Annotated in this window: 10 protein-coding genes and 1 pseudogene; 9 read left to right on the top strand and 2 right to left on the bottom strand. The window is 46.9% G+C overall.

The window, feature by feature from the left end; translation table 11 throughout:
- Positions 1 to 12: 12 nt before the first annotated feature.
- Complete coding sequence (locus B1748_RS33150; protein WP_087572254.1) at positions 13 to 627, bottom strand: hypothetical protein; 615 nt, start codon at positions 625 to 627, stop codon at positions 13 to 15.
- A 499-nt stretch (positions 628 to 1,126) separates the two neighbouring features.
- Here B1748_RS33150 and B1748_RS38155 point away from each other — a divergent pair, with 499 nt between their 5' ends.
- Positions 1,127 to 1,264, top strand: coding sequence for a recombinase family protein (locus B1748_RS38155; protein ID WP_087572253.1), 138 nt, complete (start codon positions 1,127 to 1,129; stop codon positions 1,262 to 1,264).
- 1,018 nt (positions 1,265 to 2,282) lie between these two features.
- Here the strand turns inward: B1748_RS38155 and B1748_RS33140 are convergent.
- On the bottom strand, positions 2,283 to 2,573 hold the full coding sequence (locus tag B1748_RS33140; RefSeq protein ID WP_087572252.1) for a hypothetical protein: 291 nt from the start codon (positions 2,571 to 2,573) through the stop codon (positions 2,283 to 2,285).
- 200 nt (positions 2,574 to 2,773) lie between these two features.
- Between B1748_RS33140 and B1748_RS38190 the strand changes: the two are divergent.
- From B1748_RS38190 to B1748_RS36620, 8 genes and pseudogenes are all read left to right on the top strand, one after another.
- Positions 2,774 to 2,953: pseudogene (locus B1748_RS38190) on the top strand (hypothetical protein); the annotation flags it as partial.
- A gap of 371 nt (positions 2,954 to 3,324) precedes the next feature.
- A complete protein-coding gene (locus B1748_RS33130) occupies positions 3,325 to 4,296 on the top strand; it encodes an HNH endonuclease (protein ID WP_179215952.1) in 972 nt (323 codons plus the stop codon).
- A gap of 52 nt (positions 4,297 to 4,348) precedes the next feature.
- A complete protein-coding gene (locus B1748_RS33125) occupies positions 4,349 to 4,729 on the top strand; it encodes an SMI1/KNR4 family protein (RefSeq protein ID WP_179215951.1) in 381 nt (126 codons plus the stop codon).
- A gap of 38 nt (positions 4,730 to 4,767) precedes the next feature.
- Positions 4,768 to 9,573, top strand: a complete 4,806-nt coding sequence (locus B1748_RS33120; RefSeq protein WP_087572249.1) for a right-handed parallel beta-helix repeat-containing protein — start codon at positions 4,768 to 4,770, stop codon at positions 9,571 to 9,573.
- Positions 9,533 to 11,659, top strand: coding sequence for a dynamin family protein (locus B1748_RS33115; RefSeq protein WP_179215950.1), 2,127 nt, complete (start codon positions 9,533 to 9,535; stop codon positions 11,657 to 11,659). The genes B1748_RS33120 and B1748_RS33115 overlap by 41 nt, the downstream gene beginning before the upstream one ends.
- A gap of 42 nt (positions 11,660 to 11,701) precedes the next feature.
- Positions 11,702 to 12,487 (top strand): hypothetical protein, encoded by a 786-nt coding sequence (locus B1748_RS33110; RefSeq protein WP_087572247.1) that lies wholly within the window; start codon positions 11,702 to 11,704, stop codon positions 12,485 to 12,487.
- A complete protein-coding gene (locus B1748_RS33105; protein WP_218781685.1) occupies positions 12,484 to 13,632 on the top strand; it encodes a hypothetical protein in 1,149 nt (382 codons plus the stop codon). The genes B1748_RS33110 and B1748_RS33105 overlap by 4 nt, the downstream gene beginning before the upstream one ends.
- 535 nt (positions 13,633 to 14,167) lie before the next feature.
- Positions 14,168 to 14,407, top strand: a complete 240-nt coding sequence (locus tag B1748_RS36620; RefSeq protein ID WP_143810436.1) for a hypothetical protein — start codon at positions 14,168 to 14,170, stop codon at positions 14,405 to 14,407.
- Positions 14,408 to 14,419 lie beyond the last annotated feature (12 nt).

The following is a 14,419-nucleotide window of genomic DNA, read 5'->3' as shown; positions in this document are numbered from 1 at the left end:
CTCCATTAAATGTTATTTTCTTAGGAAGCGGAGAATTTCGACCGCCGCACTAACTTGGCGGTCGCGATCTCCGGATTGAAGCTCGTCAGATAAAATCTCCAAGGATTTCTGTACAAGCTCATCTACGTTGACCGTCACTTGTAACGTCTTATTCGGAAACGGGATGGGAGATTGATTCAAGTATTGCTCAAGCTCCGATACTTCAAATGGAAATTTGAATTTTGTACATGATGTGCGGTTCTCAACGAAGGATCGTACGTGCTGGTTTAAGTCGTCCTTGTAGATGATAAACTTCCATTCGATGGATCTTGTATGGTAACCATCTTTGAACTCATAAGGTCCTAGAATGCCACCATGAACTTTATCGCCTTCTACAATAAGCCCTAGGTCGCCTACGACGATTGTGTTGACGAAGCAGTTGACGGTGCCCAGGTTCGTGTTTAAGCTCTGTCCGGTGTAGTTAAACGGCGCAGTAGCAAGCTTATCGCGGATGTCGTCTTTACTCGCGTCTAATAAATCGCCTGTCTCAGCCCAACCTAATTCCACTCTGCCTGTTTTACCATCACCAATCATTTCCCGTGTTCTGTCTATGCCTTCTGGCTTAGTCTTGATCTGAAAGATATTCATCTTAACACCACTCCTTTGTCCGTGATGGTGACCGTCTTGTTGATACGAATATAGCATGGATAAATATACATGTCAATACGTGATGGTCACCCTAATACTGTTACGGTTTTGGGATCAGAACGATATTACAGCATTGTCATTTATCAACGAGGGAGTATCGCATTGATGCATCTTTTCAAATATAATTACTGATACAAAAAGTCTACTTTTTGACATAGTTAAAAAAGCCTTGAATTAGTATTTTGAAATTTCAGAATGTTATTTTTGAAATGTGTCAAAAATAATTAATAGGTTTTGAAATATTATTTAATGAGTTTTCATATGAAAGTGGTTTATGTAAGGGTTTCGGTATTGGATTAAAATGACAACAGCAGCTGGAGGCATTAAAGCCACATGGCATAGAAAATACTTTAGCGAAAAAGTATACGACAAAGATCGTAATCGCCCGTAGCTAAAAGCGATGATTGGGTTTGTACGAGAAGGCGATGTCGTATAAACAATCGAATCGATTTCTCGGCTAGCGCGTAATACGCTGGACTTTTTGACCATTGTAATAGATTTGAATGCCAAAGGTGTACAGATTGTATCACTTAAAGAAATGATCGACACCAGCACACCAAAGGGACATTTATGCTGACCGTATTCGGTGCGCTTTACGAGTTGGAGCGTGGAAATATCAAGCAGCGGCAGGGCGAAGGAATTGATGTAGCACTAAGCGAGGTGTTAAGTTCGGGAGACCGAAGATAGCCCTAGATGCGGAATTTGCAGAGGTTTATGCTGTGTGGAAAAGCGGTCAAATGACCGCTGTTGAAGCAATGAAAAGACAAAGAATGAAGCCGAACACCTTTTACTGCAGAGTAAAGGTATTTGAAAATATATAAAACGTTTGATAATGCTCACCGCCAGTCACGGCGGCTTTTTTAATCAATGATTTGTTCAGCTTGATAAGTTCGTTTTTGAGTGGTTTTATAATTTTTTTGCTGCTATTACAAATAGATCATAACGTGGACTTAAAGCAGTTACCCCCCCTTATATCAATACATAGAAATTAGTGAATCAATTGTTATAGGGATTTTGCGAAGTTTAAGCTTCACTTTTCTATTCTGATGCAATTTACGTATAATTGGATTTCTCTCGTCAGCCGTTCCATGATGAAGTGTTTTATGGCATAAGGGACAAAGAGGAACAACGTTGGATGGAACATCTAGACTATAAGAGAAGCGACTTTGGAACACCATAGGAATTAGATGATGCAGTTCGATATAATTTTCACCTGTCACTCTACTGATAAACCACCGATGGTTCGCATCATATTCACATTGAAAATAAGAACTCTCCAAAACTTGTTTGCCTACGGCTGAATTTCGCGGCAGCTTTGTTACAGTCTGACTGGTGACATCAGGGATATCAATAGGTTCGTCATCGAGGATGTTTTGACCTTCCACTGCGTTTTCAACATCGGTTTGATAGTGATCGTCTTCTTGATCCGAAAACTGATAACAGTATTTGATGTTTCTGCTATACAATAAATCAAGAAGGGAAGGATATAGTTCCGTATCAACATTTTTGATAACACTTCCGAAGTGTAGAAAATCTGGACTCACTTTACGGAATTCAAATTTATCAATCGGATCAAATGTTACAATCGAGTCCGGTTAAAAAAGATAGTAACCATTGTAAGTATCGTCTATTTCTGAAATACGTTTATCTAATATCCCGGCTGCAATAATGTGACTTGCAAATTGAAATAATACCAGAGTTCCTTCAATATCAGCGACAGCTTTTTCACGGTAACGATATTTGCCATAAGGAAGACGATCGATGAAGAATAATTTTTGTAATTCAGGAATCGTCTTGTTGGAAAATTCAGGCTCCATATCTTCTCTGTTAGTCATAGGAATTATTTTAATTGATTTCGGTTGATACACACGGTCATAATATTTCATTATTTTCTCCTTTGATGATATAACTTCGAAATCATTATATCAAAGATTTTTCTAGAAAATGAAAAACACCGGCTCCGTAGAGTCGGTTTTTGTTTTACTTGATCCTGCCATTAATCGGACAATCATATTTATTTTATTAAAATCCCTGTTTCGAAGGGTTCACATTCTTCCATGGAGTTGGTCCAAGGGCTGATAGGCGTGGACAAATGAAAAATAATCGGGGATCCCGACGTTTCCTGCTTCGAGGCCTACCTAATGTAAGCGTTAAGGTCGGGTGGCTTTCGCTCGCCCACAAAATGCACAAGAAGGCGGTAATAGACCTAAAGCTAGAAATGGGGGGGGGGTATAACACTCTAGCACCTCCATTTCTTCATTTTTGACGTTCATTCAACAAGTGAGCTATTTCATCAAGCGAACGATCTTTACTTTTGAGACAGCCCCTTCAGTTTCACAAATAACTGGATCGCGAATAATTGGATATTCCAGCGTTAATGTGCTTTTTTCTTCTCTCAACATGTTAATTATGCTTGGACGGCTATATCATCATTTATATTTCTTTAGATATTTTGAATTAATTATGGGAATGTGAATAATTCACTCCTTTAGGAGGGATTTGATGTCTCATGTCGAAAACAAGGAATATAGTCCTGTTTAAATACTGAACAAAAGACCCGCTAGCGGTTAAAAATATGACTATAAATCTCCTGTAAAATACCTAATCAATAACAAATCCATGGATAGGAGGATAGCCATGTCTCTGAATAAGGCCGGCAAGATATTTGGAGAGTCTGTAGGGGAAGTCTTAGGCGGTTCTATTCAAAATATCGGGAATCTCGCAAAAAATGAAACGCTAAGGGAACTCGGCCAGAGGATTAAACAGTCGACCGCGTATACTTTCGAATCGTTTGGAAATCTGGCTGATGGTGCGCTGACGATCGGGGCCGGCCTGGTTGACCACGATGAAGAGAAGCTTGCCTCCGGGAAGGTAACGATTAGAAAACAAATCGAAGAAACGATTTCAAATACCGAGCATGGCGTGCGACAGCTGATCAAGGATGGAACAGAGGTCAAACGGGGGATTGCATCAAACGATCGGACCAAGGTAAGGCGTGGAGTTTCCAACCTTCTTAAACTTACCGTCGCCGGTACGATCGGAGTCGGTCTATTTGAAATTTTGGATGGTTCGGATGCAGCGAATTCAGCTGCGCCGGAAAGCGGCCCTGTCGACCCGGTTCATGCCCTTCCCCTCGATTCAGAAACCGTCATGCCTACGGATGTCAATGAACCAGCGGCAGAAGACATCCACCACGTGGATACGATTAACAACCACCTGGTGGGAATGGAGCACCCTGAATCGGGAGTGCCTTACGAATCAGTCGTCGTCACGATGCCGAGCGGGGACATCATTGAAGGCGTCTTTCCGGATTTTCCGTTCGTATATGCAGGTGAATTGCCCCCTGACATGTACTTGGAATCCGATGCGGAGCATTTCGCTTATATGAATCATCAACTCGCCGCATCCGTTCAATACGAGCCTGGATTTGCCGGTGAATTCAACGAAGCCGAACTCACTCAAATATTGCGCGGGGAAACGCCGGATGGCTATGTATGGCATCATTCCGAAGTTCCTGGTCAGATGGAACTCGTCGATGAGCAGATGCATATGCAGTCCGGACATGATGGAGGCCGGTCCTTATGGGGTGGTGGATCCGATTCTAGATAGGGATGAGGGAATCGCGCGCATGCAATGGTCTGATGAGAAAAAGAGGGCGAGCATGTCGGATATGAAAGCCATTGAATCGTTTTTTGACGTCCAGTTGCCAACTCTATATATAGACGTGCAATTACAACATCATGGGGCAAGGCCTCGCCCGACCCGTTTTAACACGGACCTAAGAACGGGGGCTGCTATTAAATCGTTCCTGCCGGTTACCAAGGAATACACGATCAACGTGTTTGCGGTGTCATCCTGGCTAAGCGGCCGAATTGGAACGAACATGATTCCTTTCGCGGGGGACTCGGCAGGCAACTACTTATGTCTATATTATCAGTATCGTCAAGGCGAGCCGGTTGTTGTGTTCTGGAATCATGAAAAAGAATACACCTATGAATTTGTCGCCGATTCGTTTGGCGAATTCCTCGGACTGCTTTATTAGAGGAAAGCGGATTTGATTGAGGGGAGCAAGCATAACAGATGTCATTCGGCTATACCGGTCATCTCGATCGAATACACGACTTACTAGCCAATTGCCTAAATATGGAGCCAGCGCTGTGCGACTTGATTGATCCAGGCAAGCTGAAACCGGAATCCCCGGGCAGCAATCCTTTTACGGTTGCTGTTATCGGAGCGATGAAGAGCGGAAAGTCTACCTTTATTAACGCGCTGCTAGGCACCGACCTCATGCCGAATGAGACCGAAGCATGCACATTAACGACAACGGACGTCATTCATGCCCCGCATGACGGGAAGGTGGCCAAGCGTTTCGCTGACCGAACGGAATATATATCGGGTGAACGGATCGCGGAGAGGTTCCACGAAGATGTCCGCGACAGCAGGAGAAATCCGTGGCATGAGCCGTACACCTACGAGGTGCGGTACGAATTGGATGCTCTCAGAGACAGGGCTCCCAAAGCGATGCCGTTTCACCTCGTCGATACTCCCGGCATGAACGAGATGGAGCATGGCGGGTTGACGAAAGCCCATTTCGAATCCATTTTTCTTCAATCGCTTTCAAGAGCAAAGGTTGTCCTATACATAATCGATACGCAGTATTACCGGGCAGAAGAAAACAGAAAGATTCTGTCCTCGCTCCAACGATTGCGTCCGGACCTTGTCCCGCATGTTATCTTTGCGCTCAATAAAGTAGACCGTTTGGATGAAAGCAAGGACGCTAGCATTGAGCAGTTCGTTGAAGACGTGAGGGGAACGCTGCGCGCTTGGGGATATAAAGGCAACCCCATGTATCCTATAAGCGCAAGGAAAGCTCTATTAGCCCGACTGACCGCAAAAGGGGAACTGACGGAGTCGCAAAGGCCATTTATGCTTTCATACATGCCGGAACGGACGGTTCTGATCGACGGGGAGCACGTCACGGTCAAAGCAGTTCCTGAGAAGAACCTTGCACTGATTTTCATGCAAAGCGGATTTTCTGCACTGGAAGAGAAAGTGCTCGGTCATCTTTACGATTATATGGAGCTTGAAGCGGAGAGAGAAGCAGGCAATAGACTCTCGTCCACCCTTCGCCTATATTCGGATAGAATGAGTCAGTTGCAAGAGGCAACCCATTCAGTCACGAAGGAGATCGCAGAACGGATTGAGCATGCTGTTCGTCAGCTTAAAGCACTGGAGAACATCAAATTCGCATTGGAGAAAGCCACACAGGATTTTGAAGACTTAACGCGAAAGGCCTCAATGAAGCAAACCGCGCTTAGCGCGCGCGAATATACCATACCGTCCATTCCCGTCCCCCCCGCCATGAGTTCCGGGGCTGCCTACCCTGTCTCGTCATCTGCTAGGAGCGCAGCCCTTCAACTTTTTGACGCGTGGTATGAGGATATGGCCTCGAAATATCCATTAGAATTGTACAATTCGCTTAGAAGCGAGCTGTCGACGACAGGCAAGGGCAATTTCTTTGGCGAAACGGCAGCTGCTTTCGGGAGAAGAGCGCAAGAACTGAATCGGGAGTTAATGACGCTCCAGCAGGAATTAGGCGAGCGTCTGCGTCTTGATGCCATGCCGGAATCGCTGAATGTACATCCTGACATGCTCCGCGAGTACCGTGCGGATGCGCTCCGATTGAACAATCAGAAGTTTCGCGATGAAGTCGTGACTGAAGCGCATACCAAAAGCTTTTTGCTATTTTTTACGGACACGAATTATTCATATTCGATTGCTAGCGCCGTACAACATGCCAAGCTTGCGATGGGAGAGGCGCTCAAGAAGTATGATAGAAAACTGAAAGATGAGATCATTCAAGCGAAATACGAACGCTACCCTAAAGCTTTGCTTGTCTTGATTGCAAGCTCAATTAAGCAAGCGATGACTCGGACTCAAGCATGTCAAAAAGAAATCGAGGCCGAGCTGGCTAGATACGAAAGCGAACTCCGATCCAAATCGATTTTTATGAGCACTGCACGGCAGACGAATACCTTCTTGCGGCACACTGCTTCCCTAGTGCACATGGAGCCTGGCAAGCTGCCTGAAAACGGTCTGTTGGATTCCTTGATCCAAAGCTCGGGCCCCGATGAACGGATTCAACTCCCTGCCGGAACATTCACGATCAAGATGAGGCACGAGCTTAAGCACGGTCTCGTCATACGAGGAGCAGGGGACGATACGGTCATTCGATTGGAGTCCAAAGGCGCGTTCAATTTAGCGAGTGAAGAAGCGCTGTTCTCCATGGAGAAGGTTCGTTTAACCGTTCACTCTTCCGGCCCGGCGGTAAGTCTTCGAGGCCGTTTCGCGACCTTTAACGAATGCACCTTTGAAGGCGAGCACGGGCAGAAAGGCTTACGCCTGGAAGGAAATCTGGAAGCGGAGATTCGGAATTGCACCTTCAATCGCTTTTCGGTCGGTATCGAGGCATCGGATCATTGCCAATTGCGGGTATACGGTAGCCATTTGACGGAATGCAAGCAGAGCGGGATAACAGGATCCGGCGGCAGTGCAGTTAAATTAAACGACACCCGCTTCGAAAGGAACGGGACAGGCGTGCAATTCGCCGGGAAAGCAGGGGGGACCATAACGGACTGCGAGCTCGCAGGCCATACAAGTTCCGCTGTTCATGTGACGGACGAGGCGATGCCGGTCATAAAAAGTGTCTTATTCAAAGCTAATGCCACCGGATTAGCAACCGACGGCACGTCGGCTGCCTACGTATCAAGCAATCAGTTTCACCAGAATCAGAAGGCGGGCATAGTGGTCAGAGGGCAAGCTATGGGGAAAATCTTGAAAAATCTATTCGAAGACAATACCGTGGGAATCCAATTCGAGAATGAAGCAAATCCGGACATTTATGGCAATGAATGCCGGAGTAACCAGACGGGGATGCTCGTGCAGGGCGAAGCCACGGGGAAGCTCCACAATAATACTTTCAGAGATAATAGTCGGTTTGGAGTTGAAGTGAGAGAGAGCGCGAAGCCCGAGGTAACGAACAATAGATTCGAGGGCAACGAGGCAGGAATATCCATAGGCGGCTCAAGCGAATCGCAAATGGACCTTAATACGTGCGTGGACAACCGTCTAGCGGGCATCGTCGTGCTAGACAAGGCACAGCCTAGGCTATCTCAGAACCAATGCGAGAATAACGAGAACGGCATTTTACTTCAAGGCCAGTCTGAAGCGGAGTTGTTCAATAATCGGTGCGCTGGCAACCGGGCCGCCGGAATAGCCGTTAGCGAAAGCGCGGCAGGAAACCTCGGCAATAACGTCTGTTCGAACAACAACATTGGAGTTATGGTCAGCGGGGCTGCTAAGCCTAGTCTTCAAAATACAGTCTGCGAAAACAATGGAACAGGAATGGCCGTCACCGATCAAGCGCTGCTGAAGAGCCATGGTGGAGCCGTTAGGCAAGGAAAGGTCGGTTACGTAATTTCCAAGAAGTCCTCGGCCGTGATCGAGAACGGGGAATGCTCGCATACCGATAAAGGAGTAAGTTGTTCAGATGAGGCAGAGTTGACGCTCCATCGCTCGCGCTTTACTTATCACGCCGACACAGCTATTACCCTCGCAGGAAGCTCGTTATGCACCGCGGTGGAACTTAAGTTATCTTCCTGCGCCACGGGCATCTTGGCCGAAGAGGACGCTGCCGTCAACTTTCACTCCATCCATATCCAAGGTGGATCGACGGGTATGGAGTTGAATGGACGGTCAAGCGGCTCGCTTCATTCATTGGATATTGCGAGTTGTTCGGCTGACGGTATTCGAATTCGAAGCAACGGAAAACTTCAGGTCGAAGAGAGCTTCTGCAGCGGAAACGCACAGGGTATCGCCATTTACGATCAAGCTGCACCTGTGCTTGCACGGAATAGGCTGATGCGTAATAAAGTTGGCTTGCTCTATGGGGACTCGGGCGCCGGCGAGGCAACGGAGAATAGTATGGAGTTCAACGCTGTCGGCATTATGTGCAGGGGAAGCAGCCATCCCGTTCTTACCGGCAACAGCATCCAAGAGAATGAGATTGGCATGAAAGCGCACGGTCGTGCCGGCGCGATTATTCGAGAGAATCGGGTTTCCCGGAACATGGAGAGAGGCATACTTCTGCTTGGGAGCAACAGTGTTTGTATCGTCCAGGGGAACACTGTGACGGGCAATGCGAAGACGGGCATCTACATAGGTGAGCAAGCATGTCCCGAGCTCGTCGACAATCGGGTGTCTGGCAGCGAAATCGGAATTCTGAGCGAGGACAAGGCAGAATGCGTCATTCGTTCCAACCTGATTAGCGTCAATCAAATCGGACTGAGAGCCGACGGTCAAACGAGTCTGGTGCTCTTGTCCAATACCGCCAGCGAGAACGGACAAGGTTTCTTGCTCAGCGGCAACGCGAATGTGAGAGCTGACGGAAACAGCATTGTCAAAAGCCGGTCAACAGGTATTCATATAACAGGGGAATCCGTCGCGTCAATCATGAATAATCGAATAAGCGAGAATGGCGGCGATGGCATCCTGGCGGAAGATGATGTCCAAATTGTCTTTGAGCAGAACGCGGCCAACGCCAATGGCGGTAATGGAATTTCTTTGAAAAATCAAGCGTCGGGAATCTTGACAAGGAATGAGTGCATGCAGAACGCGATGCACGCCGTCTATGTCGAACGGACGACTTCGATTCTTATAAATAAAACGAAGAGCGAAAAAAATGGCGTCAAAGGCATAAGTCGAAGCGGAATTTCAAACCGCTGGAATATGATAATCAGCAGGCGTAATGCAAAAAAACGATGGAACACTCGGAAAGAGGGATCATATGAAACTCGATCAGATTCAGGGACTCATTTCATTGATTGACAAGCTTGAAGCATTCATTAAGAAAGACGATTTTCTCAAACACGACGAGCGAGCCCAAGCCATACTCGTTCAAACCCGCAGCAATTTGTATGATCGCCGATATGTCGTATCGATCATCGCCGCCATGAAGGCCGGCAAGTCCACAACGTTTAACGCATTGCTCGGCAGGGATCTGCTTCCCAATGAAACTCAGGCTTGTACGGCTGCCATCACCGAAATCAAGCATGCGGCGAAGCGTGGAGAGGAAGTAATTAAAGTATATAAAGATGGCCGCTCCGTCAAAATTGCCGCGGATGCCGAACGTACGCTCGAGCAAAACTTCCATTTGGATGTCAGAGCCTCCCGCGCTACAAACGAAGTCCCATACATCGAGAAATATTTTGTGGAAAGCCCCGTGCTTGCCCTCGAACAGACGCAATACCGTGATTTGGTGCAAAATTTTATTCTTGTCGATACGCCGGGACCGAACGAAGCGCAAGTAACGGACGTGGATGTATCCGAACTTCAACGAGTCGCCCTGGAGAAATTAAGGGATTCCGACGCATTGATTATGCTGCTTGATTTTCAAGTATTAAAGACGGACACCAACGCAACGATCTTGAGGAACATCTTCGAGAATCGGGAGGATCTCGCGCGAGACCAGAACAAGATTTATTTCCTGGTCAATAAGATCGATACCCTGCAGGCCAAAGACGGCACCGTCGAACAGGTCATCGAGAGCGTGCGGAGCTTGATTCGGATGTATGCGCCCATTATCCAGGATCCTCAGGTATTTGCTTTCTCGGCCAAGCAAGCCCAGCTTGCGCGCAGCGTCATGCTCGGAACGGCGACCGATGAAGCCAAAGAAGCGATGAAAAAGGATTATGGAGTCAAGTATGCAAGGGAAGTGGAGATGGATGGCGAATTTTTCACCGTTGTTCCGAAACCGGAGCAGTTTGCCGCGAAGCTTCTGGAAGACAGCGGCATACTTCATGTCGAGAGCAATATAATCGACAGAATTTTCGGCACAGCCAGCGTCAAACTGGTCGATAATGCCGTGGACCGCCTGCAGCAGGTCATTGGCAATTCCCGGAATGCCGTCCAATCCCAAATTGAGCTATCGACCCGCAATAACGCGGAATTGTTGACGATCGTTCAAGAGAGCAAGAAACGAATCGAACAGCTTCGCCAAGAAGGCGAAAGACTGAAAGACATTCCGAAACAGGAAATAGATGCTTTGAAGCAGCGTATTAACGGGATTCTGGATACCTTGGTTCCTCAGTCCAAAGAGATACTGAATACCTACATGTCGCGGGAGTACGTCCAAGGCCCGGACCAGAATTATTTGATCGAGCAGGTTCAATCCATGCAACAAACCGTCGTGTCCGCGCTTCAAGTCATGTTGAACCGGGAAACGGATAAGATCCAACGATCGGTCATGGATACGCAAGGGGAAATCAATGACAAGCTCGTTAAAGCCTTCGCCGACTTGTCGGAAGAAGCCAACGCGATAGTCGGCAAAAAAATGAATCTTCAGTTCCAAGTATTCCGCATGGGCGATTTAGAACATACGATGACCAATCAGATCTACATTGATGAGGAGAACATCGAATCGCATCGGGAAGAGCAGACGCAGGAGCAAGGAAGCATGATGAAGGATGTCCTCAAAGGAGCCGGCATCGGCTTTGGTTCGGGCATTATATTGCCGGGTATCGGCAATATCGCGGGAGCCATTGTCGGCGGGGTAGTAGGATTGTTCAAAAATTTATTCAGCAATCGGGCTAGTGCGCGGGAGATCCATCGCATTGAGCTTGCGCCGATTCGGGACAGTCTCAACCAATATGTGCACGATCATATTGATAAGCTGATCGAAGAGCTCTCTGCCAATATCCGTACATCCAATGAGCGTTATGTCAAATTCGTCGACGGGCAACTCAACCTATTCTCAGCCAATCTTAAGAACCAGTTGGACAAGATCATCAGAGACTATGACAACAACAAAGACAACCTGGAGAAACACCTTCTGCATATGAATGAAATAAAGGAAGCGCTCGCTGCGGCGGAGGAGGAATTATCGCACCTTACATCGCTTCAGCCAATCGCATAAGCAAAAGGTTAAAAGGATTAGTTCTTTATGAGGGGTCATGCGATGCTTTCCAAAGCCATTCTCGAACGTATCGTCTATGAGATAGATGCGGCGAGTTCATTTTTCGTGAGGTCCAAGGCATGGTCTTCTCCGACCTGGGGATTTTCTTATAATCAGACACGCAATTCCAAGTTAATGGATGCTTTGATGAAGACGGGCATAATTCAAGAGAAGCGATCTGACGTCATATGCATGCTTGCGGATTGGTCGAATGTGGCAGAGGGTATCTTCCTGACGGATCAAGCGCTCTATGTTCATTCGCCGAAAAATCGGGACAAAAAGTTCAGAGTGCCGTTTCATTCGATTAAAGGTCTGGATTACAATCCGATTCCGGACATAGCGGTATTGAAGATTACGACAAGGAATAATAGCGTCCATACTATTGACACGACGTTATGGAGTAAACGCAACATTCATCTCTTTCTCCAAATAGCAAGCGGAATGATGCAATTGGACGAAGAGGATCGCAGGCGGCTTCAGAAGGTCGATATGTCTAAACTGACAAGTAATACCTCAACAGGTTTTGCGGCAGGAGTGGTGTATGGAAACGTTAGCAATGCCAGCACGCTCTACGGGCAAGACAAGTTCGGCACAGCAAGAGGTCATGGATTTGCAGCGGAACGGGCGAATCATCTGTTTGATAAGTTTACAGGCAAGGATGCTCGACTTGTCGGAGACGGCAACGACAAGCACGGGGCCGACCGTGTCGTGAATAAGGTCCGGTCCAGACCAAATATCGCAATAGCGGATCCAAATGCATCCAGCAATGTTTCGAGAACGGTAAGATGAAATACATGACTCCGGAAGGTCCGATGCAGATCGAAGTGCCTTCGGATATGTATGATGCCGCGATCCAGGCCATGGAGAATCGAATCCGGAACGGACAAGTTCCAGGCGTTACCGATCTGGCCGAGGCCAAGAACATTATTCGCAAAGGCCACTTTACCTACGAGCAAGCTAGAAATATCGCCCGCTTCGGAACGGTCGAATCAATCGTCTACGATGCGGTCAACGGCGCAATCATCTCGCTCTCGGCTTTCGGCATCAGCGCTGCCATTTCGTTCGCGGTGGCCATCTGGAACGGCGAAGACTTCGACAAGGCGATCAAGACGGCGACGCACGCGGGACTAAAGGTAGGAGGTACGGCGTTCATAACTGCGGTTCTCTCCAGCCAGTTGTCTAAGGCCGGATTAAACAGCGCGTTGGTCGTAAGCTCTGAAGCAATCGTGAAGGTCATGGGACCCAAGGCATCGGCCCTGCTCGTCAATGCGTTCCGCAGCGGCACGAACATTTATGGAGCAGCTGCAATGAAAAGCGCGGCTAAGCTGCTTCGATCGAACGCCATTACCGCCGGCGTTTCGTTCGTCGTGTTATCTTCAGTCGATGTGGTGAATATATTCCGGGGAAGAATTTCCAGCGCTCAGCTCTTCAAGAATATGACGAACACCGCTGCATCGGTCAGCGGTGGAACGGCGGGCTGGGTAGGCGGAGCAGCCGCTGGTGCGGCCTTGGGCTCGGCCGTTCCGTTCATCGGAACGGCCATCGGCGGTCTTGTCGGCGGATTGGCCGGCGCATTCGCAGGTGGAAGTCTCGCAGGCAAAGCATCGGACTCCCTGTTGGGCATGTTTATAGAAGATGACGTCAACAAGATGCTGTGGATTATGGAGGAGCGGTTTAAACAGATTGCGGAGGATTACTTGCTGAGCGGCAGCGAGGTGGAACAGGTTGTCGAGTCGCTGAAGAACGAGTTGACGGGAGCTACGCTGAAGGACATGTTTGCATCCAACAACCATCGCCAGTTTGCGAACAATCTGTTAGTGGCGCATGTCGAGAACGTCGTGCAGAAGCGTCGATTAGTCCGCTTGCCAAGTGACGAGCAGATGATTTTAGGGCTTCGCGGCGTTTTGGAAGAGATTGCAGATAGTACTATTTGAGTGGTTATCAAGTGATATGAGGACAACAAGTTTTTTTAGAGAAGTTAACCCTGGCATGACCATGTTTGAATAAGATGGTTACTATGATTGACATCGGGTTGTGTACATATCGTCAAGATGTTATAAACAAACTCAGAGGTCAATTTATGGTGTTTCAAAAACGATTTATTCTTGAAAGAGGAAGAAACGGGATGAAAGTGATTACCGAATTAGCTTTGAAGTAAGGTTGCAGTGGGTATTAACCTAAAAACGTGTCCAAGAATAATGTAGATATTAGCTTGTTAGCTGACACGACGCTTGTGAAGAAAGGCATGATGCCTTTCTTTTTTTATTCAGGCATCCCGACTTCCATGACATTTCTAAATTGCCAGATACCCATTAAAAGCCTAAACTATTAAGTAGCGTTTATTGTTTAGACAGCAAGATTGCTTACATAAAAAGAAGGCTATTTAACTGAAAGAAGGGACAAGGATTAAAGCAAGAAACATCTGCCATAGAAATTGTGATTAATGAAAAAGAACATTGGGAAAATGTGATGCCCAATATGCTAACTAATTTAGAAAAAACTATTGAGATGCAAGATAGATCAATTGGGGATGTGCTTGAATATGGTTTTGTAAATGTTTTGTTTTCAATGAAATTATTAAATGAAAGTTTTGAGAATTTAAGCAGTCATTTATCTTTTAGAGACAAATTAATGATAAATAAGTATTATATGCAAAGGGATATCCGTTATTTCTTTTTGAATGCAGATAATCCACTAGCGTTGCATTAATGTTCCCATGCT

Source organism: Paenibacillus sp. MY03 (assembly GCF_002165585.1).
Taxonomy (GTDB): domain Bacteria; phylum Bacillota; class Bacilli; order Paenibacillales; family Paenibacillaceae; genus Pristimantibacillus; species Pristimantibacillus agaridevorans.
Note: the sequence above shows the minus strand (reverse complement) of the source record. Positions and strands in the feature narration are given on the sequence as shown.